Origin of the sequence: Kitasatospora sp. Root107 (genome assembly GCF_001424875.1) — a bacterium.
Lineage (GTDB): Bacteria > Actinomycetota > Actinomycetes > Streptomycetales > Streptomycetaceae > Kitasatospora.
Genome location: NZ_LMCT01000017.1, coordinates 113,890 through 140,384, shown reverse-complemented (window position 1 = coordinate 140,384; position 26,495 = coordinate 113,890). Strand labels below are relative to the sequence as shown.

Annotated in this window: 23 protein-coding genes and 1 pseudogene; 8 read left to right on the top strand and 16 right to left on the bottom strand. The window is 72.5% G+C overall.

Annotation, left to right across the window (positions count from 1 at the left end; all coding sequences use genetic code 11):
- The 8 genes from ftsW to rsmH all read right to left on the bottom strand — a co-directional run bounded on the left by ftsW (position 1) and on the right by rsmH (position 10,645).
- Positions 1-1,374 carry a putative lipid II flippase FtsW gene (gene ftsW / locus ASC99_RS17685; RefSeq protein ID WP_057233066.1) on the bottom strand — a complete coding sequence of 458 codons (1,374 nt, stop codon included), beginning with the start codon at positions 1,372-1,374 and terminating at the stop codon, positions 1-3.
- Positions 1,375-1,417: 43 nt separating this feature from the next.
- A complete protein-coding gene (gene murD, locus ASC99_RS17680; RefSeq protein ID WP_057233065.1) occupies positions 1,418-2,836 on the bottom strand; it encodes a UDP-N-acetylmuramoyl-L-alanine--D-glutamate ligase in 1,419 nt (472 codons plus the stop codon).
- Positions 2,833-3,894: a phospho-N-acetylmuramoyl-pentapeptide-transferase gene (mraY, locus tag ASC99_RS17675; RefSeq protein ID WP_057233064.1), complete on the bottom strand. Its 1,062-nt coding sequence runs from the start codon at positions 3,892-3,894 to the stop codon at positions 2,833-2,835. The genes murD and mraY overlap by 4 nt, the downstream gene beginning before the upstream one ends.
- Positions 3,891-5,291, bottom strand: a complete 1,401-nt coding sequence (murF, locus tag ASC99_RS17670; RefSeq protein WP_057233063.1) for a UDP-N-acetylmuramoyl-tripeptide--D-alanyl-D-alanine ligase — start codon at positions 5,289-5,291, stop codon at positions 3,891-3,893. Before murF ends, mraY begins: the two co-directional genes overlap by 4 nt.
- Positions 5,288-6,844: a UDP-N-acetylmuramoyl-L-alanyl-D-glutamate--2,6-diaminopimelate ligase gene (locus ASC99_RS17665; RefSeq protein WP_057233062.1), complete on the bottom strand. Its 1,557-nt coding sequence runs from the start codon at positions 6,842-6,844 to the stop codon at positions 5,288-5,290. The genes murF and ASC99_RS17665 overlap by 4 nt, the downstream gene beginning before the upstream one ends.
- A gap of 143 nt (positions 6,845-6,987) precedes the next feature.
- A complete protein-coding gene (locus ASC99_RS17660; RefSeq protein ID WP_082598406.1) occupies positions 6,988-9,054 on the bottom strand; it encodes a penicillin-binding protein 2 in 2,067 nt (688 codons plus the stop codon).
- The gene (locus ASC99_RS17655; RefSeq protein WP_057233061.1) at positions 9,051-9,638 is read right to left on the bottom strand and encodes a septum formation initiator family protein; all 588 of its coding nucleotides are present in this window, start codon (positions 9,636-9,638) and stop codon (positions 9,051-9,053) included. Before ASC99_RS17655 ends, ASC99_RS17660 begins: the two co-directional genes overlap by 4 nt.
- Before the next feature lie 38 nt (positions 9,639-9,676).
- Positions 9,677-10,645: a 16S rRNA (cytosine(1402)-N(4))-methyltransferase RsmH gene (gene rsmH, locus ASC99_RS17650; protein WP_057233119.1), complete on the bottom strand. Its 969-nt coding sequence runs from the start codon at positions 10,643-10,645 to the stop codon at positions 9,677-9,679.
- Positions 10,646-11,252: 607 nt separating this feature from the next.
- On the opposite strand from rsmH, the gene ASC99_RS17645 reads away from it, so the two are divergent.
- The 4 genes from ASC99_RS17645 (at position 11,253) to ASC99_RS17630 (ending at position 16,755) form a co-directional block, all read left to right on the top strand.
- A complete protein-coding gene (locus tag ASC99_RS17645) occupies positions 11,253-11,786 on the top strand; it encodes a carbonic anhydrase (RefSeq protein ID WP_057233060.1) in 534 nt (177 codons plus the stop codon).
- A gap of 218 nt (positions 11,787-12,004) precedes the next feature.
- Positions 12,005-12,997 carry a MoxR family ATPase gene (locus tag ASC99_RS17640; RefSeq protein WP_057233059.1) on the top strand — a complete coding sequence of 331 codons (993 nt, stop codon included), beginning with the start codon at positions 12,005-12,007 and terminating at the stop codon, positions 12,995-12,997.
- Between the two features lies 1 nt (position 12,998).
- On the top strand, positions 12,999-14,321 hold the full coding sequence (locus ASC99_RS17635) for a DUF58 domain-containing protein (protein ID WP_057233058.1): 1,323 nt from the start codon (positions 12,999-13,001) through the stop codon (positions 14,319-14,321).
- A 37-nt stretch (positions 14,322-14,358) separates the two neighbouring features.
- Positions 14,359-16,755, top strand: coding sequence for a DUF3488 and transglutaminase-like domain-containing protein (locus ASC99_RS17630; protein ID WP_057233057.1), 2,397 nt, complete (start codon positions 14,359-14,361; stop codon positions 16,753-16,755).
- 64 nt (positions 16,756-16,819) lie between these two features.
- Here ASC99_RS17630 and ASC99_RS17625 read toward each other — a convergent pair whose 3' ends face one another.
- The 3 genes from ASC99_RS17625 to ASC99_RS17615 form a co-directional block, all read right to left on the bottom strand.
- Positions 16,820-17,203 carry a DUF3040 domain-containing protein gene (locus ASC99_RS17625; RefSeq protein WP_057233056.1) on the bottom strand — a complete coding sequence of 128 codons (384 nt, stop codon included), beginning with the start codon at positions 17,201-17,203 and terminating at the stop codon, positions 16,820-16,822.
- A 239-nt stretch (positions 17,204-17,442) separates the two neighbouring features.
- Positions 17,443-18,195 carry a methyltransferase domain-containing protein gene (locus tag ASC99_RS17620; RefSeq protein WP_057233055.1) on the bottom strand — a complete coding sequence of 251 codons (753 nt, stop codon included), beginning with the start codon at positions 18,193-18,195 and terminating at the stop codon, positions 17,443-17,445.
- A 79-nt stretch (positions 18,196-18,274) separates the two neighbouring features.
- Positions 18,275-18,772 (bottom strand): SAV_6107 family HEPN domain-containing protein, encoded by a 498-nt coding sequence (locus ASC99_RS17615; RefSeq protein WP_057233054.1) that lies wholly within the window; start codon positions 18,770-18,772, stop codon positions 18,275-18,277.
- A gap of 582 nt (positions 18,773-19,354) precedes the next feature.
- Between ASC99_RS17615 and ASC99_RS17610 the strand changes: the two genes are divergently transcribed.
- Positions 19,355-19,984, top strand: coding sequence for a DUF4126 domain-containing protein (locus ASC99_RS17610; protein WP_057233053.1), 630 nt, complete (start codon positions 19,355-19,357; stop codon positions 19,982-19,984).
- A 7-nt stretch (positions 19,985-19,991) separates the two neighbouring features.
- Here ASC99_RS17610 and sigJ read toward each other — a convergent pair whose 3' ends face one another.
- Entirely contained in the window at positions 19,992-20,876 is an 885-nt protein-coding gene (sigJ, locus tag ASC99_RS17605) for an RNA polymerase sigma factor SigJ (protein WP_057233052.1), read from the bottom strand.
- Positions 20,877-21,020: 144 nt separating this feature from the next.
- Here sigJ and ASC99_RS17600 point away from each other — a divergent pair, with 144 nt between their 5' ends.
- Positions 21,021-22,400, top strand: a complete 1,380-nt coding sequence (locus ASC99_RS17600) for an NAD(P)/FAD-dependent oxidoreductase (protein WP_057233051.1) — start codon at positions 21,021-21,023, stop codon at positions 22,398-22,400.
- Between the two features lie 20 nt (positions 22,401-22,420).
- Here ASC99_RS17600 and ASC99_RS17595 read toward each other — a convergent pair whose 3' ends face one another.
- On the bottom strand, positions 22,421-22,756 hold the full coding sequence (locus ASC99_RS17595; protein WP_057233050.1) for a M48 family metallopeptidase: 336 nt from the start codon (positions 22,754-22,756) through the stop codon (positions 22,421-22,423).
- A 129-nt stretch (positions 22,757-22,885) separates the two neighbouring features.
- Between ASC99_RS17595 and ASC99_RS17590 the strand changes: the two genes are divergently transcribed.
- A complete protein-coding gene (locus ASC99_RS17590) occupies positions 22,886-23,140 on the top strand; it encodes a DUF2630 family protein (protein WP_057233049.1) in 255 nt (84 codons plus the stop codon).
- Positions 23,141-23,147: 7 nt separating this feature from the next.
- Here ASC99_RS17590 and ASC99_RS17585 read toward each other — a convergent pair whose 3' ends face one another.
- Both ASC99_RS17585 and metF read right to left on the bottom strand, forming a co-directional pair.
- Positions 23,148-23,861, bottom strand: coding sequence for a hypothetical protein (locus tag ASC99_RS17585; protein WP_057233048.1), 714 nt, complete (start codon positions 23,859-23,861; stop codon positions 23,148-23,150).
- Between the two features lie 89 nt (positions 23,862-23,950).
- Entirely contained in the window at positions 23,951-24,865 is a 915-nt protein-coding gene (gene metF, locus ASC99_RS17580) for a methylenetetrahydrofolate reductase [NAD(P)H] (RefSeq protein ID WP_057233047.1), read from the bottom strand.
- A 165-nt stretch (positions 24,866-25,030) separates the two neighbouring features.
- On the opposite strand from metF, the gene ASC99_RS17575 reads away from it, so the two are divergent.
- Positions 25,031-26,137, top strand: a complete 1,107-nt coding sequence (locus ASC99_RS17575; RefSeq protein ID WP_235502526.1) for a polyprenyl synthetase family protein — start codon at positions 25,031-25,033, stop codon at positions 26,135-26,137.
- A 21-nt stretch (positions 26,138-26,158) separates the two neighbouring features.
- Here ASC99_RS17575 and ASC99_RS40625 read toward each other — a convergent pair.
- Positions 26,159-26,495 (bottom strand): annotated as a pseudogene (locus ASC99_RS40625) (cytochrome ubiquinol oxidase subunit I); the annotation flags it as partial.

Sequence of the window (26,495 nt, the reverse complement as noted above, 5' to 3'; positions counted from 1 at the left end):
TCACCGCTCCCTGCGCTTCGGCTTCGCAGCCTCGCGCGCTGTGGTTCGTCGTGGCAGCACCCGGGTCAGGACAGATCCGAACCGGCTGTTAGCCCATCTTTTTATGCGTAGGGGCCTGGCGGCAAGCGCCGCCTTCGCCCCCGGTGAGCTGCGTGCGAAGCACAGCAGCACCCCGACGGCGGACATGGCCGACAGCATCGCCGAACCCCCGTAGGAGAACAGCGGGAGCGGGACGCCCGCGATCGGCAGAAGTCCCAGTGCCGACCCCAGGTTGACCATGGCCTGCGCCATGATCCAGGTGGTGGCAGCTCCCGCGGCGTACCTGACGAAGGGGTCCTTCGTACTGCTGGCCACACGGATACCCGCGTAGCCTAGTGCCGCGAAGAGACCGAGCACCGACAGCGTCCCCACCAGACCGAGTTCCTCGCCCAGTGCGGCGAAGATGAAGTCGGTGTGCGCCTCCGGAAGTTGGCCCCACTTCTCGACGCCCGCGCCGAAGCCGGAACCGAAGGGACCGCCCGCCGCGAAGGCGTAGAGGCCGTGCAGCGCCTGGAAGCAGTTGACGTTCGGGTCCGGTTTGGTGACGCCGATGCAGGCCAGCCGGTCCAGCCGGTGCGGCACCGTGATGATCAGCGCCGTACAGGCCACCACCGCGATGCCGAGCGTCGCGGCGAACAGCCGGAGCGGGGCGCCGACCAGCCAGAGCAGGCCGAACAGCATCGCGATCAGGATCATCGTGGTGCCCATGTCGCCGCCGGCCATGATCAGCAGCACCAGCAGCAGGGTGCCGGGCACCAGCGGCACCAGCAGGTGCTTCCACTGGTCCAGGGTCCTGGTCTTCTGCTTCCTGGCCAGCAGGTCGGCCGCCCAGAGCACCAGCGCCAGCTTGGCGAACTCGGACGGCTGGACCTGGAAGAAGCCCAGGTCGAGCCAGTTCTGGTTGCCGCCGACGTTCTTGCCGATCCCCGGCACGGCGACCAGCACCAGCGCGCCCAGCACACCGAACAGCACCGGGTAGACCGTCGCCCGCATCAGCTTGAGCGGGGTCCGGGCGAACAGCACCATCAGGCCGAGCCCGAGCAGCACGGCGATCAGCTGCTTGCGGAAGAAGAAGGTCATCGGCAGTTCCCAGCGCTTGGCCAGGATCTGCGAGGAGGAGAAGACCATGCCGAGGCCGAGCACCAACAGCAGCAGCGCGGAGCCGAGGATCAGGTAGTAGGGCGTCAGCGGACGGTCCAGCAGGTACCGGACCCGGCCCCGGAACGCCCGCAGCCGGGTGACCGGGTCGGCCGCCTTGAAGGTGGCGGTACTCGCCGAGATCACCTGGAACTTGGAGGAGCTGCGCTCCGGCCCAGCCGTTCCCTGACCGGCCATCAGACAGCTCCCCCGTAGTCGTACCTAACCCCTTGGGCCCCGCTCAGAGCGCCCGGACCGCCTCGGCGAAGAAGTCGCCGCGCTGGCCGTAGTTGACGAACATGTCCATCGAGGCACAGGCCGGCGCCAGCAGGACCGTGTCACCCGGTCGGGCGAGTCCGGCGGCCGCGCGGACCACCTCGGCCATCGCCACCGCGCCAGTCTCACCCTGGGCGGCCTCGATCACCGGAACATCCGGCGCGTGTCGCGCCAGTGCCTCCCGGATCAGCTCCCGGTCGGCGCCGATCAGCACGGCGGCCCGCAGCCGCGACGCCGCGCCCTGCACCAGCTCGTCGAAGGTCGCGCCCTTGGCCAGGCCGCCGGCGATCCAGACGACCGGCTCGTACGCGGCCAACGAGGCCGCCGCCGCATGGGTGTTGGTGGCCTTGGAGTCGTCGATGTACGTGACCTCGCCGACCACCGCGACCTCGGAGATCCGGTGCGCGTCCGGACGGAAGGCCCGCAGGCCCTCCCGGACGGCCTTGGTGTCCACCCCGTACGCCCGGGCCAGCGCCGCCGCCGCCAGGGCGTTGGCGATGTTGTGCGGGGCGGGCGGGTTGACGTCCTCGACCGCGCCGATCTCGGCGGCGTTCTGCTGCCGGTCCGGGACGAACGCGCGGTCCACCAACAGGCCGTCCACCACGCCGAACTGGGACAGGCCGGGGGCGCCGAGGCCGAAGCCGATCGCCCGGCAGCCCTCCTCGACGTCGGCCTCGATCACCAGTTCCTCGGTGGCCGGGTCGGCCAGGTTGTACACGCAGGCCACCTGGTTGCCCTGGTAGATCCGGCCCTTGTCGGCGGCGTACGCCGCCATCGAGCCGTGCCAGTCCAGGTGGTCCGGCGCCAGGTTCAGCACGGCGGCCGAGTGCGGGCGCAGCGAGGGCGCCCAGTGCAGCTGGTAGCTGGACAGCTCGACCGCGAGCACGTCGTAGGGCTGCTCGGCGAGCACCGCGTCCAGCACCGAGACGCCGACGTTGCCGACGGCGGCGGTGCGCTTGCCGGCCGCGGTCAGGATCGAGGCCAGCATCTGGACGGTGGTGGTCTTGCCGTTGGTGCCGGTGACGGCCAGCCAGGGGGCGGGTTCGCCGGTCTCCGGCAGCGGCTTGCGCAGCTGCCAGGCGAGTTCGACGTCGCCCCAGACCGGCACCCCGGCCTGCTCGGCGGCCAGGAACAGCGCGCTGTTCGGCGGCCAGCCGGGCGAGGTGACGATCAGTCGGGTGCCCTCGGGCAGGGTGGCGCCGTCGCCGAGCCGGACGGTCACGCCGTCCAGTTCGGCGGCCCGGGCCCGCAGGCCCTCGCCGTCGCCGCCGTCCACCACGGTGACCAGCGCGCCGAGGTCACGGAGCACCCGGGCGGCCGAGATGCCGGAGATGCCGAGACCGGCGACGACGACCGGAAGATCCTTGAAGTCGACGGAGGTCACCCGGTCACCCAGCCCGCGTAGAACAGGCCGAGGCCGACCGCGACGCACAGGCCCTGGATGATCCAGAACCGGACCACGATCAGCACTTCGCTCCAGCCCTTGAGCTCGAAGTGGTGCTGCAGTGGCGCCATCTTGAAGACCCGCTTGCCGGTCATCCGGAACGAGCCGACCTGGATGACCACCGACAGGGTGATGATCACGAACAGACCGCCGAGCAGCGCGAGCAGCAGCTCGGTCTGCGAGCAGATCGCCAGGCCGGCCAGGGCGCCGCCGAGCGCGAGCGATCCGGTGTCGCCCATGAAGATCTTGGCGGGCGAGGTGTTCCACCACAGGAAGCCGAAGCAGGAGCCCATCAGCGCCGAGGCGACCACCGCCAGGTCCAGCGGATCACGGACGTCGTAGCAGCTGGCGGTGGCGGTGACCTGGACCGCGCAGGTCTGGCCGTACTGCCAGACGCCGATGAAGACGTAGGCGCCGAAGACCATCACCGAGGCGCCGGTGGCCAGGCCGTCCAGGCCGTCGGTGAGGTTCACGCCGTTCGACATCGCGGCGATCATGAAGTACGCCCAGATCACGAACAGCACCGGGCCGATCGACCAGCTGAAGTCCTGGACGAAGGAGAGGCTGGTGGAGGCCGGGGTGCGCCCGGCCTCGTCCTTGAACTGGAGCGACAGGATCGCGAAGGTCAGGCCGACCAGCGACTGGCCGAGCAGCTTGGCCTTGGCCCGCAGGCCGAGCGACCGCTGCTTGACCACCTTGATGTAGTCGTCCAGGAAGCCGACCAGGCCGAGGCCGGTGGTCAGGAAGAGCACCAACAGACCTGAGGCGGTGGGCTTCTCACCTGTTATCACCTTGGTCGCCGCATAGGCGATCAGGGTGGCCAGGATGAAGGCGATGCCACCCATGGTGGGCGTACCGCGCTTGCTGGCGTGCGCCTTGGGGCCGTCGTCGCGGATCATCTGGCCGTAGCCGTGCTTGGCCAACAGCCGGATCAGCGCCGGGGTGCCGAGCAGCGTGAGCACCAGCCCGATCATCCCGGAGAAGAGAATCTGCTTCACTTCGCGGCTCCATCAGCCAGCAGGGCTTCGGCCACCCGCTCCAGACCCACCGAACGGGACGCCTTCACCAACACCACGTCCCCTGGCCGCAGCTGACCCCGCAGCAGCTCGACCGCCGCGTCCGCGTCGGACACCAGCACCGACTCCTCACCCCACGAACCTTCGTTCCTCGCGCCCAGTTCCATACAGGCCGCGTCGCGTCCACCGACCGCCACCAGCCTGGTGACGTCCAGTCGGACCGCGAGCCGCCCGATGGCGTCGTGCTCGGTGAGGCTGTCCTCGCCGAGCTCCCGCATCTCACCGAGCACCGCGAAGGTGCGGCGGCGCTCCGGGCCCCGGCCTCCCATCGACACCAGCGCCCGCAGCGCGGCCCGCATGGACTCCGGGTTCGCGTTGTAGGCGTCGTTGACCACGGTGACACCGTCGGCCCGTTCGACGACCTCCATGCGCCAGCGGGACAGCGCTTCCGCCTCGCCGAGCGCGGCGGCGGTGTCATCGACGGACATACCGAGCGCCACCGCCACCGCAGCGGCGGCGAGGGCGTTCGAAACGTGGTGCTCACCGTACAGGCGCAGCCGTACCGGTGCGGAACCGGCCGGGGTGGTGAGAGTGAACTGTGGCCGTCCGGCGTCGTCCAGGCGAACTCCGGTGGCCCGCACGTCGGCGTTCGGGCTCTCGCCGAAGTACAGCACCCGGGCCTTGGTGCGGGAGGCCATCGCCCGCACCAGCGGGTCGTCGGCGTTCAGGATCGCGATCCCGTCGCTGGTCAGCGCCTCCACCAACTCGCCCTTGGCCTCGGCGATCCCGGCCTTGGAGCCGAACTCGCCGAGGTGCGCGGTGCCGATGTTGAGCACCACGCCGACGGTGGGCGGGGTGATCGCGGTCAGGTAGTCGATGTCGCCCTTGTGCCGGGCGCCCATCTCCAGCACCAGGTGCTTCGTGGTCGGCTCGACCCGCAGCGCGGTCATCGGGTGGCCGATCTCGTTGTTCATCGAGCCGGGCGGGAAGACCGTCTCGCCCCGGCGGGCCAGCAGTTGGGCGATCAGGTCCTTGGTGCTGGTCTTGCCGGCCGAGCCGGTGAGCGCCACCACCTCGGCGTCGGCCCGCTGGACCACGGCCCGGGCCAGCCGGCCCAGCGCCAGCTGCACGTCGTCCACCAGCACGGTGGGCACGTCCAGCTGACGGGTCGCCAGCACCGCGACCGAACCGGCCGCGACGGCCTGCTCGGCGTAGTCGTGCCCGTCCACCCGCTCGCCGACGATCGCGACGAACAGGCTCCCCTCGGTGAGCTTGCGGGAGTCGTGCTCCACCGAGCCGGTGACCAGCGCGGCCGGGTCGGCGTTGTGCAGGGTGCCGCCGACGGCCTCGGCCACCTCGGCAAGGGTCAGTGCGATCACGGCTGCTCCACTACTCCTCGGCCGGCACGGTGCTCGATGGCCTCGCGCAGTACCTGCCGGTCGTCGAAGGGGCGGACCTCACCCCGGACGTACTGGCCCAACTCATGGCCCTTGCCCGCGACCAGCACGGTGTCCCCGGCGTGCGCGTGCTTCACGGCGTCGGCGATCGCCTCGGCCCGGTCCGGCACCACCAGCACCTCGCCGCGCTCGGCCTCCGGCACCTCGGTGGCGCCGTTCAGCATGGTGGCGAGGATCGCCAGGGCGTCCTCGGAGCGCGGGTTGTCACTGGTCAGCACGGCGGTGTCGGCCAGCCGGGCGGCGATCGCGCCCATCGGTCCGCGCTTGTACGGGTCGCGGTCGCCGCCACAGCCGACCACCACGTGCAGCCGGCCCTTGGTGACCTCGCGCAGCGACTCCAGCACGGCCTGCAGGGCGTCCGGCTTGTGCGCGTAGTCCACCACGGCCACGTACGGCTGCCCGGCGTCCACCCGCTCCAGCCGGCCCGGCACACCGGGGACGGCGGCCACCCCGGCCACCGCCTCCTCCAGCGGCACCCCGGCGGTGGCCAGGGCGGTCAGCGCGCCGAGCGCGTTGGCCACGTTGAACGGTCCCGGCAGCGGCACGCTCGCCTCGGCCGACTGCCCGTCAGGTCCGACCACGGTGAAGGTCGAGCCGAGCGGGCCGAGCTGGACGTCCAGTGCCCGCCACTGCGCGGCCGGGTCGCCCTTGGCGGAGAAGCCGGTCATCGGGATCGGTGCCTCGGCGGCCAGCCGGCGGCCGTACGCGTCGTCCAGGTTGACCACGCCGAGCCTGGCCTTGTCGGGCTGGAACAGCCTGGCCTTGGCCCGGAAGTAGTCCTCCATGTCCGGGTGGAAGTCCAGGTGCTCCGGCGTCAGGTTGTTGAACAGCGCGACGTCGTAGAGCACGCCGTCCACCCGGCCGTAGCTGAGCGCGTGGCTGGAGACCTCCATCACCACGGCCCCGGCGCCGCGCTCGCGCATCACCGCGAGGATCGCGTGCAGGTCGGTGGACTCGGGGGTGGTCCGCTCGCTCTTGATCCGGTCGGTGCCGACCCGCATCTCCACGGTGCCGATCACCCCGGGGGTCAGGCCCGCGCCCTTGAGGCCGCCCTCGACCAGGTACGCGGTGGTGGTCTTCCCGTTGGTGCCGGTCAGACCGATCATCCGCAGGCCCGCACTGGGACGGCCGTAGACCTCGGCGGCCAGCTCGCCCATCCGGGCCCGCGGGCTCGGCACCACCAGCAGCGGGGCGCCGCAGTCGGCGGCCTGCGCGGCGCCCTCCGGGTCGGTCAGCACCGCCACCGCGCCCTGCCGCACCGCCTGGGCGGCGAACTTGGCGCCGTGGTGGTTGGCCCCCGGGAACGCGACGTACACGTCGCCCGGCCGGACCGCCCTGGAGTCGTGGGTGACGCCGCTGACCGGCGCCCCCTCGACCGGCGGCAGGCCGAGCAGACGGGCCACCTCGGCCAGCGGGGTGGGGCGCACGCCGGTGGGCCGGGGCGGGCTCGCGGAGATTTGATCGGATTTCGGCACGGCCGGAAGGCTATCCGCCACACCCCCCGATGAGCCAAACGCGGCCCCCGACCCGGCATCTGCACCGGACCCGTCCGGAATCTCCCCCGAATCACCACGCGAGCTGGCACCGGGCACGGGCTGGGACGGGGTCTGGCTGTTCATCAGGGCTTCCAGTCGACGGGGAGGTTGGGCGCCTCGCTGCCGCTGGGGGCGACGCGCAGGGTCTTCAGGGTGAACTCCATCACCTGCTTGAACACCGGACCGCAGAGCTGGCCGCCGAAGTGGCCGTTCTTCGGGTCCTGGATCACACAGGAGACGGTGACCCGGGGCTGCTCGGCCGGCGCGAAGCCGATGAAGGAGGCGGTGTAGCCGTTGTACTTGCCGGTCTTCGGGTCCACCCGGTTGGCCGTGCCGGTCTTCCCGGCCACCCGGTAGCCCTCGATCTTGGCCTTGGCGCCGGTGCCCTGCTCGTCCGAGACCACCGACTCCAGCATCTCGGTGAGGGTCTTCGCGGTCTCCGGCTTGACCACCCGGGTCTCCTGGCCGGGCCCGGCCGGCAGGTACCGGCCGTCGGGCCCGGTGGTGCCCGCCAGCAGACTGGGCGTCACCCGCACTCCCCCGTTGGCGATGGTGGAGAACACCGAGGCGGCCTGCAGCGCGTTCACCGACAGGCCCTGGCCGAACGGGATGGTGAACTGCTGCGAGCCGTTCCAGTCCTCCGGCTTCGCCAGGATGCCCTTGGTCTCGCCGGGGAAGCCGAGACCGGTCGGCTTCCCGATGCCGAACCGGCCGAGGTAGTCGGCCAGCACCTTGTTGGCCTCCGGCTGGCTCTTGCCGAGCTGCTCGGCCGCCAGGATGGTGCCGATGTTGGAGGACTTGGCCAACACCCCGGCCAGGGTCAGGTACCAGGTCGGGTGGTCGATGTCGTCGTGGAAGACCCGGTCCGAACGCTGCAGCGTGTTGGGCACCGTGACGTGGGTGTCCCAGGCGGCCGTACCGGTGTCCAGCACCGCCGCCATGGTCATCAGCTTCGCGGTCGAGCCGGGCTCGAAGGCGTCGCCGACCGCGGCGTTGCCGAGCTGCTCGGGCTTGGCCGAGCTCAGGTCGTTCGGGTTGAAGCCCGGGGAGGCGGCCATCGCCAGGATCTGACCGGTCTTCACATCCTGGACGACCACATAGCCCTTCTCCGCCCCGGCGTTGGCCACCTGGTCGGTGATCGCCCGCTGGGCCGCCCACTGGATGTCCCGGTTGACGGTCAGCCGCAGGTCGGTGCCCTCCACCGGGGACTGCTGGCTGCCGCCCGCGGTCGGCACCATCCGGCCGTTCACCTGGGCGTACGTGCTCTTGCCCGCCTTGCCCGCGAGCTCGTCCTGGAACTGCTTCTCCAGGCCGCCGGTGCCGATCCCGTCCACGTTCACGTAGCCGAGCAGGTTGGCCGCCAGGCCGCCCGCCGGGTAGACCCGGCGCTTGCTCTCCTGGTTGATCACCCCGGCCAGCGGGTTGGCGCAGACGTTGTCCACGTACTGGCGGCCGCCCTGGTCGGCGGGCTTGCCGACCAGCTTGCGCTGGGCCCGGCAGGCGGCGGTGTCGGCCTGCTTGGCCAGCGTCGCCTTCAGGTCGGTGATCTGCTTCTTGGTCTCCGGGCTCTGCCGGGGCGCCAGCATCACCCACTTGGTCTTCGGGGTGCGCAGTGCGGCGGTGAGCTGTTCCTTGGTCCGGTCCAGGATCGGGGCCAGCAGCGCGGCGGCCTGCTCGGGCGCGTCCGGCACGTTGGACTTCTCGGCCGGGTACAGCGAGGGGTCGGCGGTGATGTCGTACGCGTCCACCGTGGTGGCCAGCGCGACGCCGTCGGAGGACGTTATCGAGCCCCGGTCGGCGGAGAGGGTGGCCTCCACGTAGTTGTTGGCCCCGGCGGAGGCGGCCAGCGCGTCGGAGTCGAGCAGCTGAAGCTGGATCAGGCGGCCCGCGAAGACCGAGAACACCAGCGCCAGCGCGACGGTGACCAGCCGCAGCCGGCGGCGCTGGTCACCGAGCTTGATGGTGCGCACCGGCGGCGGGCCGGGGCGAGGGCGGCGCTGGGCGGGGCGGCGGGCCGGCTCGCCGGTGCGCTGGCGCGGGGCGCGCGGCCGCTCGGCCGGGCGGGGCCGGCCCTGGATCCGGCCCGGCTGCGGGCGGGCGGGCCGGCGCGGTCCTGGGCCGCCGCGCGGGGGCTGACGGGGCGTACTCATCGCGGCGTACCTCCGGCGGGCGGGGCGGGAGTTGACGGAGCGGCAGGCGGAGCCGGGTCGATCTGGACCCCCGGGTCACCGCTCGGCGCGGCGGGCGGTGCGGGGGGCGGTGCGGACTGGGCGCTCGGTCCTGGCTGCGGCCAGAGCTCCTCACCCGAGCGCTTGACCGGCGGGCTGTCCTTGGCCTCGGCGGGCTTGCCCTTGACCGAGCCGTCGGCGGCCTCCAGGAACGCCGGGTCGCCGCCGGGCACCATGCCCAGCTCGCGGAGCCTGCGCTCCAGCGCGTCCGGCCCGGACTGCTGGTCGATCTGGGCCTGCAGGGTCTGCTGCAGGTCGGTCAGCTCGGTGGACTGCCGCTCCAGCCGGCTGAGCTCGAAGGAGCCCTCGTTCAGCGCGGTGTTCAGCATCAGCAGCCCGAAGAGCCCGCCCGAGAGCAGCGCCACCACCAGGACCGCGAACGGCGTCCGGCCCCGGGAGGACCCCCGGCCCGGCCGTACCGTGATCCTCGTCCTGCCGCCCTGGCCGGGGAGCGCACCGCGCTCCCGCTGTGTTCGACCCGTCAGGCCACCACCGGCCACCGGCACCGCGTCTCTCCCTCGCCCGTCCCCGCCCCCCGGTCCGACTAACCGCGGGTCTCCCTGATCCTCTCCGCCACCCGCAGCCGTACGGGCGCGGCGCGCCGGTTCTCCTCGATCTCCTGCTCGGTGGCCAGCTCGGCACCCCTGGTGAGCAGCTTCAGCCAGGGCTGGTGCTCCTCGGGGATGATCGGCAGGCCGTGCGGTGCGGTGTTGGTGGCCGCCGCGGCGAAATACTGCTTCACCAGGCGGTCCTCCAGCGACTGGTAGGACATCACCACGATCCGGCCGCCCAGTGCGAGCGAGTCCAGCGCGCCGGGGATGGCCCGGTCCAGCACCTCCAGCTCGCCGTTGACCTCGATCCGCAGCGCCTGGAAGGTCCGCTTGGCCGGGTTGCCGCCGGTGCGCCGGGTGGCGGCCGGGATGGCGTTGCGTACCAGATCGACCAGACGCGCGCTGTTGGTGAACGGTTCCTTCTCGCGCTCGCGCAGGATCACCGAGGCGATCTTCCCGGCGAACCGCTCCTCGCCGTAGACCTTGAGGATCCGGGCCAGCTGGCCGTGCGTGTAGGTGTTCAGCACCTCGGCCGCACTCAGGCCCCGGGTCTGGTCCATCCGCATGTCCAGCGGCGCGTCCTGGGCGTACGCGAAGCCCCGGTCGGCCTCGTCCAGCTGCATCGAGGAGACCCCGAGGTCGAACAGGATGCCCTGCGCCTTCGGGATGCCGAGGTCGGCCAGCACCTGCGGGATCTCGTCGTAGACCGCGTGCACCAGGGTGGCCCGGTCGCCGAACCGGGCCAGCCGCTCACCGGAGAGCTTCAACGCGGCCGGGTCGCGGTCCACCGCGACCAGCCGGATCTCGGGGAACTGGGTGAGCAGCGCCTCGCTGTGCCCGCCGAGCCCGAGGGTGGCGTCCACCACCACCGAACCGGGGGCGGTGATCGCCGGAGCCAGCGCGTCGACGCAGCGCTGGAGCATCACCGGGACGTGCTTGGGGGCGGGGCTGTCGGTGCTCATGACGACCATTTTGGCAGGTGCTCAGGCATCTACGGTCCAGGGGCTCGGGGAACTGCGAGGAGGTCTGGCGCTCGGGTTCACCGCGAAAGTGCCTGACCGCCCGCGCACGGATCACCTTGTCCGAGGCCGGCGTCGCAGTTCCCCGAGCCCCTGACCGTAGAACTGGAGCACCTGCCAAAAGGACACAGCCCGTGGTCCCCGCCCGCTCGCCCGGGGAAGGAGTGACCGCCCGGCACCGGGGAAGGTGCGCCAGGTGGCACGGAGCGGGAGGAGGCCACGGGCTGCGTACGGCCGTGCCAGGCAGGGGAGTTGACGGACCTTGCGGCCCGTGCTCCACTGCGCCGAACTCTACCGCCCGGGCCTGCCCAGTCAATCGTCCGCGACGGCGCACCACCCGGCTGGAGTCATGAATCACCGCAGGTCGGGACGGTTCGGGCGGGCCGGTCCCCCACTCGGCGGTACCGCGCACGAGGCTCGGCGTGCGCCGGGACAGAGTGGGGCGAAGCAGACGGGGAGGCCGGTCGGCGGATATGCGCTCCGTCACACCGGCCACACCCACCGGCCTCCACCCCACCACGGCGGCCGAAATCCCATTACCGTCTTCCGCATGACAGTGACCCCCGACCGGCCCACGCCGACCGCCGCTGCCGAACCCGCCATCATCGACCGTTTCGTCGAGGCCAACCGCGCCTACGCCGTGAACTTCCGCGACGGCGGGATGGATGCCCGGCCGGTCCGGAACGTCACCGTGGTGGCCTGTATGGACGCCCGGCTCGACCTCTTCGCCGCGCTCGGCCTCGAGCTCGGTGACGCCCACCTGATCCGGAACGCCGGCGGGGTGGTCACCGACGACACCATCCGCTCGCTGACCATCAGCCAGCGCGCCCTGGGCACCCGCTCGATCGCACTGATCCACCACACCGGCTGCGGTCTGCTCGGGCTGACCGAGGACTTCCGCCGGGAGCTGGAGCAGGAGGTCGGCCAGCGGCCGACCTGGGCGGTGGAGTCCTTCGTGGACCTGGACGGCGACGTCCGGCAGTCGATGCAGCGGGTCCGCACCTCCCCCTTCATCCCGCACCGCGACGACGTGCGCGGATTCGTCTTCGACGTGCACACCGGTCTGCTCCGCGAGATCCACTGACCGCTCGTTCCGTCCGCAGGGCCCGGCCAGCGCCGTCCGGGCCCGTTCTGCTGTCCGGGAACCACAGCGCCGCCCCCGGCGTCCCCGGACGAACCGGGACAGTGTGGCGCGTGTCGCCCGAGCGGGTGACGACAGGCCGCCTGACAGGGAAGAATGCGCCTGCGGGCCGACCCGGCAGTGTGGCGGCCAGGTGATTTTCGGGGCATGGGAGCAATCGCGTGACGACCTACAACGGACAGACCGGCGCGGGCAGTTCGAGCCTGCATGAGCTCGGTGCGGTGGCCGAGCGAGTCCGGGCCTCGGTGGAGAGTGTCATCGAGGGCAAGCCCGAGGCCGTCCGGATCGCGCTGACCGTGCTGCTGGCCGAGGGCCACCTGCTGCTGGAGGACGTGCCCGGCGTCGGCAAGACCATGCTGGCCAAGGCGCTCGCCAAGTCGGTGGACTGCACGGTGCGCCGGATCCAGTTCACCCCCGACCTGCTGCCGTCCGACGTGACCGGCACCAACGTCTTCGACCAGAACCGCCGGGACTTCGAGTTCCGGCCGGGCGCGATCTTCGCCCAGATCGTGGTCGGCGACGAGATCAACCGGGCCTCGCCGAAGACCCAGTCCGCGCTGCTGGAGTCGATGGAGGAGCGCCAGGTCACCATCGACGGCACCAGCTACGAGCTGCCCTCGCCGTTCATGGTGATCGCCACCCAGAACCCGGTCGAGATGGAGGGCACCTACCCGCTGCCCGAAGCCCAGCGCGACCGCTTCATGGCCCGGATCTCGATCGGCTACCCGAGCGCCGAGGCCGAGCTCGCGATGCTGGACGTGCACGGCGGGGCCAACCCGCTGGACGACATCACGCCGGTCGCGCACGCCCACGACATCCTCAAGCTGGTCGACGTGGTCCGCACCGTGCACGTCGCCGACACCGTCCGCCGCTACGCGGTCGAGCTGGTCGGCGCCACCCGTCACCACCAGGAGCTGCGCCTCGGCGCCTCGCCGCGCGCCACCCTGCACCTGATCCGGGCCGCCCGCGCCGCCGCCGCCCTGGACGGCCGCGAGTACGTGCTCCCCGACGACATCCAGGCGCTCGCCGTCCCGGTGCTGGCACACCGTCTGATCCCCACCGCCGAGACCCAGTTGAGCCGCCGCAGCACCGAGCAGATCGTCACCGACCTGGTGGCCCGGCTGCCGATCCCGCGTCCGCAGGGGCGGGTCTGAGGTGCCCCGGGCCGACAGTCCGTCCGGGCTGCGCACCGGCCTGCGCGGGCTGACCACCCGGGGCCGCTCCTTCCTGGCCGCCGGCTTCACCGCCGTGCTCTGCGCCTACGTCTTCGGGCAGGACGCCCTGCTCCAGATCGGCGTGCTGCTCGCCGCCCTCCCGCTGGCCGCCGCCCTGCTGCTGGTCCGCACCCGCTACCGGGTCGCGGGCGGCCGCCGGCTCAGCCCGTACCGGGTGGCGGCCGGGCAGGAGGCCCGGGTGCACCTGCGGCTCGACAACGTCTCCCGGGTGCCCACCGGCCTGCTGCTGCTGGAGGACAAGGTCCCGTACGTGCTCGGGCCGCGCCCGCGCTTCGTGCTGGACCGGGTCGAACCGCGCGGCTTCCGTGAGGTCTCCTACCGGGTCCGCTCCGACCTGCGCGGGCGCTACCCGCTCGGGCCGCTCCAGCTCCGGGTCGCCGACCCGTTCGGGATGTGCGAGCTGACCAGGTCCTTCGCCGCCTCCGACGTGCTGACCGTGGTGCCGCAGGTGCAGAGCCTGCCCGCGGTCCGGCTGACCGGCGAGTCGTCCGGGCACGGCGACTCCAACACCCGCACCCTGGCGCTGGCCGGGGACGACGACGTGATCCCGCGCGAGTACCGGCACGGCGACGACCTGCGCCGGGTGCACTGGAAGTCCACCGCCAGGTACGGCGAGCTGATGGTCCGTCGGGAGGAGCAGCCGCTCAAGGCCCGCGCGACCGTCCTGCTGGACACCCGGGAGATCGGGCACCGGGGCAGCGGCCCCGCCTCCTCCTTCGAATGGGCCGTCAGCTGCGCGGCCTCGGTCGGCGTGCACCTGATGGAGCGCGGCTACCGGACCAGGCTGCTCACCGACACCGGCCTGGCCGTGCCGGGCCCGGAGAGCGGCGTGATCGCCTCGGTCGGCGAGGCCGCCGGGCTGCTGCTGGACTCGCTGGCCGTGGTCGAGCAGTCCGACGGCGGCGGGCTGGCCCGCGCCGAGGAGGTGCTCCGGCTCGGCGGCGAGGGCGTCATCGTGGCGATCCTCGGCTCGCTGGACGACGACCAGGTGGCCCGGCTCGGCCGGCTCCGCCGCCGCGCGGGCGGCGCCGTCGCCATCCTGCTGGACACCGCCACCTGGGCCGGGCTCCGGCACATCCTGCCGGACGCGCCCGACGAGGACGCCGCCGACCAGGTCCGCGCCCTCCGGGAGGCCGGCTGGACCGTCCTGCCCGCGCGGGCCGGCGACTCCGTCCCCGCCCTCTGGCGACTGGCCGAACGCGCCGCAGGCCCGGCCCCCTACCGGAACGGGGTCGGCTCATGACCAGCTTCCGCACCACCCGCCCCGAGGAGCCCCGTACGTGACCACCCGGGCGAAGTTGACGCTCTACTCGGCGCTGGCCACCACGCTGGTGACGTTCTGTCTGATCCCGCTGGTGCAGCCGAGCGGCTGGATCGGCGAGGCCTTCGTCATGATCGCGGCGACCGGCGCGGCCGGCGCCGGCCTGCGCAGGCTCTCGGTCGCCCGCGCCCTGCAGGCCTCGCTCCAGCTGCTGCTCACCCTGTACGTGCTGCTCCTGCTGACCGTGCAGTCCTCGATGGACTACGCGGTACTGCCGGGGCCGCGCGCGCTGGACGCCGTCGGCACCCTGATCGCCGCCGGGATCGAGGACATCCAGCAGTACACCATCCCGGCCCCCGACTCCCCGGGGATCACGCTCATCCTGGTCGGCTCGGTCACCCTGATCGCCGTCCTGGTGGACACCCTCGCGGTGACCTTCCGCAAGGCCGCGCTGGCCGGGCTGCCGCTGCTCACGCTGTACTCGGTCGGCACCGGCATCGGTGCCCCGGACGCCGCCTGGCTCTGGTTCCTGCTGGCCGCGCTGGGCTACCTGCTGCTGCTCAACGCCGAGGGCCAGGACCGGCTGTCCCGCTGGGGCCGGGTCTTCCACGGCACCGCGCAGGACGGCTCCGGCGGCCTCTCCCAGAGCGGCCACCGGATCGGCCTGCTGGCGCTGGCCGTCGCCGTGGCGCTGCCGCTGCTGGTGCCCTACTCGGACCTCGGCCTGATCGACCGGGGCGACGGCGACGGGCTCGGCACCGGCAACGGCCGCCAGGTCACCTCGCTCAGCCCGGTGGTCGCCCTGACGGCCAATCTGAACCGGCAGGACAACGTGGAGATGCTCCGCTACTCCACCGACTCCCTGCAGGGCAACCAGCTGTACCTGCGGATCGGCGCCCTGGACAGCTTCGACGGCGTCCAGTGGAAGGTCTCCGAGCAGCACCTGCAGCCGATCCCGAACCCGATGCCGCCGGCCCAGGGCCTCGGCCAGGACGTCACGGCCACCACCTTCCTGACCTCGATCAAGATCTCCGACAAGCTCAGCACCGAGTGGCTGCCGATGCCGTACCCGGCCCAGTCGGTCTCCGTCCGGGGCAACTGGCGGTACGAGCCGAGCACCCGCACGGTGGTCGGTGACCGGGGCCAGAAGAGCGACGGCATCGGCTACGACGTGACCAGCCTGGAGATCGAGCCCAGCCCGGCCCAGCTGCGGGCCGCCGGAACCACCCCGGCCGACCTGGCGAAGCGGTACACCGCCCTGCCCGACACCCTGCCGCCGGTGGTCGCCGAGACCGCCCGCAAGGTGGTCGCGGGCAAGAGCAACCCGTACGACCAGGCGGTGGCCCTGCAGAACTGGTTCACGTCGAAGGAGTTCACCTACAGCCTCAAGGTGGACGCGGGCACCGGCAACGAGGCGATCACCAAGTTCCTGCAGAACAAGACCGGCTTCTGCGTGCACTTCGCCGCCAGCATGGCCGCGATGGCCCGCTCCCTGGGCATCCCGGCCCGGGTCGCGATCGGCTTCGCCCCCGGCGCCGACCAGGGCCGGGGCAACTTCATCGTGCGCAGCCAGGACTACCACGCCTGGCCCGAGCTGTACTTCCCCGGCTCCGGCTGGCTGCGCTTCGAACCGACCCCCAGCCGGGGCAGCACCCCCGGCTACACCTCGGAGAAGGTCACCCAGCCGACCGCCGCCCCGACCGTCCAGCCCAGCGTCCAGGCCGACCCCGGCGCCTCCGCCGCCCCCAGTGCCGGAAGCACCTGCACCGGGCAGCAGCAGCGCCAGGACGCCTGCGACGACGGGGTGGACGTCACGTTCAAGCCCGAGCAGCCGCTGCCCTGGTGGCTCTCCTGGCCCGCGCTGACCGGGCTGCTGGCCGTCCTGGTGGTACTGGCCCTGCTGGCCACCCCGATGCTCTGGCGGATCGGCCAACGCCGCCGCCGGCTGGGGGGCGGCCGCCATCTGGCCGGCTCCCCCGAGCTGACGGACCACCAGGTGCTGGCCGCCTGGGAGGAGCTGATCGACACCGCCTGGGACCTGGGCATCCCGCCGGACGACTCGTACTCCCCGCGCGGCACCGCGCACCGGATCGCCGAGGCCGGCCGGCTGGACGCCCCGGCCGCCGCGGCGGCGGGCCGGGTGGCGCTGGCCACCGAACGGGTGCTGTACGCCCGTGCGGCCGCTCCGGAGCTGCCGCTCGGTCCGGACGTCCGGACCGCCGCCCAGGGTCTGCGGGCCGCCGCCGGACGGCGCGGCCGGGCCAGGGCGGTCCTGCTGCCCGCCTCCGCCGCGCGGCTGCGCCGGCGGATCGCCGACCGGCGGCTGTCCGTCCAGGACGCCGTCCGGGACCGGATCGGGCGGGTCTTCGCACCCGTCCGGCGGCTGGCCGGGCTGCTGCGACGGAACAAGTCCTGACAAGGCTGAGGGCGGGCAGTCGATTCGACTGCCCGCCCTCACCAGCTCCGTACTTCCGGTCGGCTCACATTCCGTCGTGTTCGTCCCGACGGCGTTGCCAGCGCTGCTCCATCCGGTCCATCACACCGGCCTTCCGGCGAGGAGCAGGGGACGCCTTCGGTCCCGCTCCATGCCCGGCCGGACCACGCTTCCAGCCGGTAACGGCAAGGACCGCGCAGCCCAGCATCACCAGGAACCCGACGACGCTCACCCAGATTAGCTGGGCGACCATGCCTCCCATCAGGAGGGCAATGCCCACCACGAACCCTGCGGCGGCCTGGTAGACCCTCCGACGGGTGTAGGTGCGCAGCCCGGTTCCCTCAAGCGCTGACGCGAACTTGGGATCTTCGGCGTACAGCGCTCGCTCCATCTGCTCGAGCAGTCGCTGCTCGTGCTCCGAGAGCGGCACGGAGTCCTCCTACTCGTCGGTCGCGGGGCGACCGGTCCGCCACCCCTGGCTGGGCCTTGTGTCGTCCATATGCCCCACGCGCCGGGCTGTCATGCTTTCCGGCTTTACCCAGATCATACGGTCCGAGCGGCCGGATCGGGATGGTCACGCGTCCGTGGCCCCGGCCACGTTCGCTCACCCGATCCGAAGGTGACCAACGCAGGAGCGTTCCGACAAGTGCCCGGATCGTCGGAATGACCTCAGACCAGCGCGGCCAGAACGTGCAGCTGGGTGGCGACGGCGTGGAACGCGGGCTGCTCGGCGGCGGCCTGCTCCAGCTTGAGCAGCGCCTCCATCGCACCCGGCTCGGTGTCCACCAGGACACCGGGGACCAGATCCGCGAAGACCCGGACGCCGTGCACCGAGGTGACCGCGAGACCGGCCGCGACGGCAAGATCGCCGAGCTCCTCGACGCTGAACCGGCGGGGCATCGGGTCCTGCGGGCCCCAGCGGCCGTCGGGTGCGTCCAGGACGGCCCGGGCGTCGGTGAAGTGACCCGCCAGCGCGCGGGCCAGCACGGCGCCGTTCCGGTTCGCGGCCAGCAGGCTGACCAGGCCGCCCTTGGCCAGCGTCCCGGTCAGGCTGCTCAGCGCCTCGGTCGGGTCGTCCACCATCTCCAGCACGCCGTGGCAGAGCACCGCGTCCACCGTGCCGGGCTCGATCAGCTCGGGCAGGGTCTGGGTGTCGCCCTGGACCGCCCGGACCAGCTCGGTGACCCCGGCCTCGGCGGCCCGGCGCTCCAGCGCGAACAGCGCGTCCGGGCTCGGGTCGACCACCGTCACCCGGTGCCCGAGGCGGGCGACGGGCACGGCGAAGTTGCCCGTGCCACCACCGGTGTCGAGCACCTCCAGCACGGGCCGGCCGAGATCCCCGGCCCGCTGCTCCAGAGCGGCTCGCACCACCTCCCACACCACGGCGGTACGCAGGGCACTGCGAGGACGGGTCGGGTACACGGTGGAGGCTCCTCACCACAGCGATGTCACTGAACGCCACCACCTTACGGCCTGCCTGAGGCCCTCCGGGCTCCCTCGCTCAGCTCGCGTCCAGTGGTAGCGGCTGGTCGGGGCGGAGGTCGAGGAGGCGCTGGACCAGGCGGAGGTAGAGGGCCGTGTTCCGGATCAGGTCGTCCGCGTCGCGGGCGGTGGCCGCGTGCCGGATGCCCGCCTCGGCGGCGGCCCTGCGGCGGGCCCCGGCGGCGAAGTAGACGGCCCACTCGGCCAGCTCGGGTGCCACCTCGGGCAGCACCTCCCAGGCGCTGCGGATCGCCTGCCGCCGCCGGGTGCGCTTCTCCGGGCGCCCCCGGACGGCCAGCACGGCGGCGGTGGTGCGCAGCGCGGCCAGGTGCGCGGTGGCGTAACGCTGGAGCGGGTCCTCGTACTGGCGGGACTGGATCAGCGTCAGCTCGGCGTGCCGGAGCAGGTCCAGTGCGGCCCGGCGCGGGACGGGGTGGATGTCGGCGCCCCGGATCGGCCGGGCGGGCGCGGGCACAAGTGGGAGCAGTGGGGCGGTCTCGGGCTGACTGATGGTCATGCGATCCCCCGGTCCACAGCGGGTGACCCGGGCCGGCTGACCCGAGCCCCTCCATCGTGAACGGCAGCACTGACAATCCGGGTGGACCGTATGCGAAGACGCCCCCGCCCGGGCCTGGTAGCCGACCGCCGTCGGTACCTGTCCGGACGGGGGCGCCCTGCACGTGGCCCCCCGCTGGTCCCCCCGTTTTCCCCCGTGGTGACCCCCGTGTTTTCCGCCGCCGGACATTCCCCCCGTGGCCCCGGTCCGCCGCCCCGTGTCGGCGGTCCGTGGCCGGTGTCCGGCTTCGGTGTCGCGGCCCGAGGTGCCCACCGGTCCCCCACAGTCCGTGGGCGGGCCGGGCCGCTGCCCGGGAGCGGAGCTGACGGTCCGTCGTCCCGGGTGGCCCCAACTCTGCCGTTCCCGCAGGTCGGGGGCCATCCGCTGGAGTACTCAACTGATGATCTGAGTATCCGTACTCACCTTTCACCCGCCGCTCGGCCCCCGGGAACCGCACCCGCCCTCACCGCGTCCTGACCCGCCGGGGGAAGCACCGGATACGGTGAGCCCCGAACATCGGCAGGGTCCACGGAGGGGGAACGGATGAGCGTCGTCCCGTTGGTCTTCACCAGCGGCTGGGCGAGTGGGATCAACGCCTATGCGGTGGTGCTGCTGCTCGGGTTGCTGGGCCGGTTCGGCGGCGCCGACTCGGTGCCGCCGACACTGGAGCGCACCGACGTGCTGATCGCCGCCACCGTGCTCTTCCTCTGCGAGGCGGTGGCCGACAAGATCCCGTACGTGGACTCGGTCTGGGACGTGATCCACACCGTGATCCGGCCGATCGCGGGCGCCACCATCGGTGCGCTGCTGGCCAGTCAGGACCCGGGCTCGCTCGGCGAGGTGGCGGCCGGGGCGATGGGCGGCACCACCGCCCTGATCAGCCACGGCATCAAGGCCTCGCTCCGGATGGCGATCAACACCTCGCCCGAGCCGGCCAGCAACATCGTGGCCAGCATCACCGAGGACCTCTCGGTGGCCGGCCTGGTCACCCTGGCGATCTTCCACCCGTGGCTGGCCGCCTCGGCCGCCGCCGTCCTGATACTGGTCGGCGCCCTGCTGGTCTGGTTCGCGATCTCCCGGATCCGCCGCTTCATCGTCCGCCGCCGCGAGCGCAGAGCGGGCCGGGCCGCAGCCCACCAGCCTGCTCAGGGAGCGACCCGCGTCCCGTACTGACTCCCGCTCAGCCCGTCAGGAAGGACACGTCGATCCCGGCCAGCCGGTCGGGGTCGACCAGCAGGTTGATCTCGGCGATCCGACCGTCCCGGACGGTCACACCCATCACCGAGTACGCCCTGTCCTCCGGCACACCGACCAGGCCGACCGCGCCGTTAACCAGCGCCAGCCGGGAGTACGGGGCCATCGCGGAGAACATCAGGGCCTGGTTCGCCACCGCCTGTGCACCACGGATCAACCGGGACGCGCCCGCCAGGCCGCCCGCCCCGGTGTCGGCACGGAGCACCACGTCCGGGTCCAGCACCGCGAGCAGCGACTCGAAGTCCCCGGCCCTGGAGGCGGCCATGAAGGCCTCCACCACCACCCGCTGCCGCCCGAGATCAGCCTCCGGGACGGCCGCACCCTGCACCCGGCGGCGGGCCCGGCTGGCCAGCTGGCGGGTGGCAGCGGGCTCCCGGTCGACGATCGGGGCGATCGACTCGAACGGCACCGCGAACATGTCGTGCAGCACGAAGGCCACCCGCTCGGCGGGCGGCAGGGTGTCCAGCACCACCAGCATCGCCAGGCCGACCGAGTCGGCGAGCAGCGCCTGCTGCTCCGGGTCCACCACGTCCAGCTCGCCGACCACCGGGTCGGGCACGTGGCACTCCAGAGCGTCCTCCCGGCGGGACTTGCGCGCCCGCAGCTGGTCCAGACAGACCCGGCCGACCACGGTGGTCAGCCAGGCCGAGAGGTTCCGCACCTCCGCCACATCGGTCCGCTCCAGCCGGAACCAGGCCTCCTGGACGGCGTCCTCGGCCTCGTTCACCGAGCCCAGCATTCGGTAGGCCACGGCTCGGAGTTGGGTCCGCTCCGCCTCGAAGCGCTCGGCCAGCTGGTCCAGGTCACTCATCGGTCACATCCGCTCGTCGGGATCCGTCGGTGCTGTGCAGAGACTGAACTGACGATATGACAATGAAAGCCGCAAGAAGGTGGTTTTCGCCGGTCCCGACCACCCGCCGAGCCAGGATCACCGGACCGCATAGGATCAAGCCCCATGGCACGGATCGTCATCATCGGCGCTGGAATGAGCGGTTTGGCCGCCGCCGCACGACTGGCCACCCTGGGGCACCGGGTGACGGTCTGTGAGGCCGGCCCGACGTACGGCGGAGAGGTCGGCCGGTACGAGCGCGACGGGTTCGCCTTCGACACCGGGCCCACCCTGCTCGCGCTGCCCGCCGTCTACCGCGACCTCGCGCTGAAGACCGGCAAGGAACCGCTCGAGCAGCTGGTCGCGCTGGCCCCGGTCGAGCCCGAGAGCCGCCACCTGTTCCCGGACGGCACCGACCTGCTGCTGCCGAACGCCTCCCGGGGCGGTGTGGCCCAGGCGCTGGACACCGCCTTCGGCCCCGGCTCCGGCGAACGCTGGAGCGAGGTGATGAACCGGGCCCGCACGGTCTGGGAGGCCACCCGCCGCCCGCTGCTGGAGGAACCCCTCCCCGCCGACCCGACCCCGCTGCACACCGACCCCTACCCCGCCGCCCCCCGCCGCGGCCTGGCCCGGCTACGCCGGACCACCCCGCACACGGTGGCCGAGGTGGCGGCCAGGGAGCTCGGCGGCGCCGGACCGACCGCGCTGCTGTACGAGTACGCGCTGCGCTTCGGCCTCGACCCGCGCACCGCCCCGGCCGGGGCGACCGTGCTGGCGTACATGGAGCAGTCCTTCGGCGTCTGGTACGTCGGCGGCGGGATGCGCGCGCTGGCCGACGCGGTGTTCCGCCGGTGCGAGCAGCGCGGGGTGGAGTTCCACTTCGACACCGCCGTCACCGAGGTGCTCAGCGCCGACGGCCGGGTCACCGGGGTGGCCGCCGGGGAGCGCCGCTTCGAGGCCGACACCGTGCTGTCCGCCCACGCCGAAGGCACGGCGGGGCCTGGGCAGGCCCGGCTGACCGTACTGCTGGCCCTGCGGGGTGAGCGGCCGTCAGGTACCGCCGTCCGCACCGTGGTGCACGCCCGGGACACCGCCGCCGAGCTGGCCTCGCTCTTCGACACCGCCGAGTACCCCCGCTTCCCGACCGTCCAGGTGCACCGGCCGGACGACCCGGCGCTCGCCCCCGAGGGCCACGAGACGGTCACCCTGACCGCCACCGTCCCCCCGGGGCCGGCACCCGAGGGCTACGCCGACCACCTGCTCGACCACCTCGCGGCGGCCGGACTCGACCTGCGCGAGCGGATCCGCTGGAGCGAGCAGCTCGCCCCCGGACGGCCCCAGCCGCTGCCCTCCCTGGCGGGCGCCGGCGGCAGCTTCCTGAGCCCGCCGAACGCGGCCGGGCTCGACGGCCTGTACCGGATCGGCGCGGCCGCCCACCCCGGCGGCGGGCTGGCCCGCGCCGGGATGTCGGCCTCGATCGTGGCGGGCCTGATCGGCCCGGCCTGACGGCCCCTCACTCGCTCAGGTCAGACCGGCAGCACGGCACCGTCGGCGCCGGGCTGGCCCATCGCCCGGGCCAGCTTGCGGTAGCGGGCGGCCTGGTCGGCCCGGTTCTGGCGCTCCAGGGTGCGGCCGAGCACCTCGTACGCCCAGCCGTTGCCCGGGTCCAGCTCGATCAGCCGCTGGAACGTCAGCTCCGCCCGGCCGAGTTGGGCACTGTGGAAGTAGGACCGCCCGAGCAGCTCGACCGCGGCCCGGTTCTCCGGGTCGGCGTCGACGATCGGGGCGAGGATCCGGGCCGCACCGCTGTAGTCCTTCGAGTCGAAGAACAGGGTGGCCCGCTGGTACTCCTGGTAGCTCATGGGGGTGGGTCTCCTTCCGCTTCCGGCGACGTCAACCGAGACGGCCGTCCGGGTGTTCCCGGCATGCGCGGAGCCCGGCCGGGACCGAGGATGACGGTGTCCGCAGCCCGTACCCCCAGGAGGCCCGTCATGACCGGCCAGGAGAACTCCGACATCCTCGGCTCGATCGGCAAGCTGGTCGACGCCGAGAAGCAGCTGCGCGCCCGCATCTCGGACGGCACCGCCGACGAGGCCTCCGCCCGGGAGGAGCTGGCCGCGCTGGAGGTCCAGCTGGACCAGTGCTGGGACCTGCTGCGCCAGCGCCGGGCCCGGAGCGAGTTCGGCGAGGACCCGGGCACCGCACGGGTCCGCCCGGCCGCCGAGGTCGAGGGCTACGAGTCCTGACGGTCGGTCAGATCTGCTGCTGGTAGTTCCAGTTCTGCTGCTGGGGCTGTTGCCCGGGGGCGTACTGCTCCGGCTGCTCCGGGTTGAACTGCTGCGGGACGGCCGGCTGCTGCCACTCCTGCTGCTGGTACCCCTGGTCGTAGTACTGCTGCTGTTGCTGCTGCGGCTGGCCGTACGGGTCCTGGTACTGGTACTGCTCGTAGCCGTACTGCGGCTGCTGGTAGCCCTGGTCGTAGTAGGGCTGCTGGTAGTAGGCGGCGGCGTAGACCCCGTCAGCCGCGACCGGCTCGGGTGCCAGCTCCTGCATCTGCTCGAACTCGTAGGCCACCGGCGCCTGTTCGGGCTCGATCGGGCCGACCTCACCGACCTGCTGGACCACCTCGGCGGCCTCCTCCGGCTCGCCGCCGGTGGCGGCGCTGAGCAGCGGCACCTTGGCCAGTGCTCCCGGCAGCGCACCGTCGGCGCGGCGCAGCGACCAGCCCGCGACGTAGCCGCGCTTGACCGAGAGGGTGACCAGCACCTGGCCGGCCGCGAACAGGGCGGCCCCGGCTCCTATCACCAGCACCGACGAGAGCGCCATCCCGGCGACCACGGCGAGGAAGCCGCCGAGGGCGACCGCGCGCCAGTGCAGCGGGGCACGGTTCTGCAGCAGCAGCTCGGCGACCAGCCAGAGTGCGACGACCGCGAGCGCGGCGTACAGCAACAGGAACCCGATGCCCATACCGCGACCTCCAACGTCACCGACCCCGCGCGTTGCGGCGACTGTACAGGCTCGGCGGGCCGGGGCCCACATCCCTGGACGGACCGTGCTCAGCGCTGGTGCAGGCCGAGGTTCTGGTAGATCTCCAGGGTCGCCGTCGAGTGGTTGAGCGTGATGAAGTGCAGCCCCGGAGCGCCCTCGGCGAGCAGTCGCCCGGCCATCGCGGTGGCATGTTCGATGCCGATCGCGCGGACCGCCTCCGGGTCCTCGGCGACCGCCTCGAACCGGCGCTGCAGCTCGGGCGGGAATTCGGAGCCCGAGAGCTGCGGGAAGCGGGTGAGCTGCCGGATGTTGGTGACCGGCATGATCTCCGGGATGATCGGCGTCGAGCAGCCCGCCGCCTCGACCCGGTCGCGCAGCCGCAGGTAGTCCTCGACCTCGAAGAACATCTGGGTGATCGCGTAGTCCGCACCGGCCCGGCACTTGGCCACGAAGTGCCGGATGTCGTCGTCCCAGCTCTCCGAGCGCGGGTGCATCGACGGGAACGCCGCCACCCCCACGCAGAAGTCGCCGATGCTCTTGATCAGCTCGACCAGCTGGTACGCGTACTCGACACCCTGCGGGTGCCTGACCCACTCGCCCTCGGGGTCGCCGGGCGGGTCGCCACGGACCGCCAGCACGTTGCGGACACCCTCGTCCGCGTACTGGCCGATGATGTTGCGCAGCTCGGCGATCGAGTGGTCCACCGCGGTCAGGTGCGCGACCGGGGTCAGCGTGGTCTCGGTGGCGATCCGGCCGACCAGGTTGACGGTCCGTCCGCGCGAGGAGCCGCCCGCGCCGTACGTCATGCAGACGAAGTTGGGGTCCAGCGCCTCGACCCGGCGGATCGCGTCCCACAGCTTGGACTCACCGGCCTCGGTGCGCGGCGGCATGAACTCGAAGGAGAACGAGCGGTCGCCGGCCGCCAGCAGGTCGCGGACGGTATCCGCCCGGTCTGTTCTGGTGGAGGGGATACCGAGTGCCATGTCGAGCAGACTAGCCCGGCACGCGAAGGGCCTGACAATCGTGGTCCACTGGCTGAGACACCGATGCCCCGTTCGACGGACGGGCACACCCGGGGCGTTGACCCGGCCCGGTAAGAAGGTCGGTCTAAGCTGATCGTCACCCCCTCCTCGACTCCGGAGTCCATCGTGTCCTCGCCCACCGCCCGGCCGGTCAGCCCCATCGACGTGGAGGACGTCCGCGAGCGCGTCAACGCGGCGCTGGCGGTCTTCATGGCCGAGCAGACCGAGCTGCTCGCCACGGTCTCCACCCAGCTGGCACCCGCCGCCGACGCGCTGCGCGAGTTCCTGCTGGACGGCGGCAAGCGGCTGCGGCCCGCCTTCTGCTACTGGGGCTGGCGCGGGGCGGGCGGCGCGGCCGGCTCCGAGGGCATCCCCCGGGCCGCCGCCGCACTGGAGCTGCTCCAGGCCAGCGCCTTGGTGCACGACGATCTGATGGACCGTAGCGACACCCGGCGCGGCCTCCCCTCCATCCACCGCAGGTTCGAGGCGCTGCACCGCGAGCGCGGCTGGCGTGGCGACCGGGAGCAGTACGGGGCCTCGGCGGCGGTGCTGCTCGGCGACCTGCTGCTGATCTGGTGCGACGAACTCTTCCTGCGCTCCGGCCTGCCCGCCGAGCGGGTGCTCGCCGCCAAGCCCGCCTTCGACCTGATGCGCACCGAGGTGATGGTCGGTCAGTACCTGGACGTCCTGGAGCCGGTCGCCGGGGACTCCGCCGACGACGGTGCACTGGAGCGGGCGCAGACCGTGCTGCACTACAAGTCGGCGAAGTACACCATCGAACGACCGCTCCAGGTCGGCGCCCTGCTGGCCGGCGCGAGCCCCGAACTGGTCGCCGCCTACTCGGCGTTCGGCCTCCCGCTGGGCGAGGCCTTCCAGCTCCGCGACGACCTGCTCGGCGTCTTCGGCGACCCCGCCGTCACCGGAAAGCCCGCCGGCGACGACCTCCGCGAGGGCAAGCGGACGCTGCTGATCGCCCACGCCATGCGCGGCCTCTCCAAGGCGGACGCCCACCAGCTGGACGAGCGGCTCGGCGCAGCCGACCTGACGGCCGAGGAGGTCCCGGTCCTGCGCGAGCTGGTGGAACGCAGCGGAGCCGCCGAAACCGTCGAGCGCCGGATCGACGAACTGATGACCCAGTCCCTCGCCGCCCTCGACGCGGCCCCGCTCGCCGACGGCCCGACCCGCAGCACCCTGCTCGCCCTCGCCGAAGCGGCTACGGTCCGCAAGTACTGAGGCAGCTCCTTCGGTAGTGCGTCACCGCTGCTGCTTCTCAGGGGCGTTCAGCAGCTGGTCCAGCTCGGCGATGTCCGGGTGGTGCAGGTCGAACGCCGGGCACTCGGAGCGGACCCGGGGCAGGGTGAGGAAGTTGTGCCGCGGCGGCGGGCAGGAGGTCGCCCACTCCAGCGAACGGCCGTAGCCCCACGGGTCGTCCTCTCCGACCGCCTCGCCGTACATCGCGGTCTTCCAGACGTTGTAGAGGAACGGCAGGACCGACAGACCGAGCAGGAACGACGCGACGGTCGAGATGGTGTTCAGCGTGGTGAAGCCGTCCGAGGCCAGGTAGTCGGCGTAGCGGCGGGGCATGCCCTCC

Coding starts and splice junctions, on each gene's coding strand:
- ftsW (WP_057233066.1), bottom strand. CDS start 1,374: ATGGCCGGTCAGGGAACGGCTGGGCCGGAGCGCAGCTCCTCCAAGTTC.
- ASC99_RS17660 (WP_082598406.1), bottom strand. CDS start 9,054: ATGAGTACGCCCCGTCAGCCCCCGCGCGGCGGCCCAGGACCGCGCCGG.
- rsmH (WP_057233119.1), bottom strand. CDS start 10,645: ATGAGCACCGACAGCCCCGCCCCCAAGCACGTCCCGGTGATGCTCCAG.
- ASC99_RS17645 (WP_057233060.1), top strand. CDS start 11,253: ATGACAGTGACCCCCGACCGGCCCACGCCGACCGCCGCTGCCGAACCC.
- ASC99_RS17615 (WP_057233054.1), bottom strand. CDS start 18,772: ATGACCATCAGTCAGCCCGAGACCGCCCCACTGCTCCCACTTGTGCCC.
- ASC99_RS17610 (WP_057233053.1), top strand. CDS start 19,355: ATGAGCGTCGTCCCGTTGGTCTTCACCAGCGGCTGGGCGAGTGGGATC.
- sigJ (WP_057233052.1), bottom strand. CDS start 20,876: ATGAGTGACCTGGACCAGCTGGCCGAGCGCTTCGAGGCGGAGCGGACC.
- ASC99_RS17600 (WP_057233051.1), top strand. CDS start 21,021: ATGGCACGGATCGTCATCATCGGCGCTGGAATGAGCGGTTTGGCCGCC.
- ASC99_RS17595 (WP_057233050.1), bottom strand. CDS start 22,756: ATGAGCTACCAGGAGTACCAGCGGGCCACCCTGTTCTTCGACTCGAAG.
- ASC99_RS17590 (WP_057233049.1), top strand. CDS start 22,886: ATGACCGGCCAGGAGAACTCCGACATCCTCGGCTCGATCGGCAAGCTG.
- ASC99_RS17585 (WP_057233048.1), bottom strand. CDS start 23,861: ATGGGCATCGGGTTCCTGTTGCTGTACGCCGCGCTCGCGGTCGTCGCA.
- metF (WP_057233047.1), bottom strand. CDS start 24,865: ATGGCACTCGGTATCCCCTCCACCAGAACAGACCGGGCGGATACCGTC.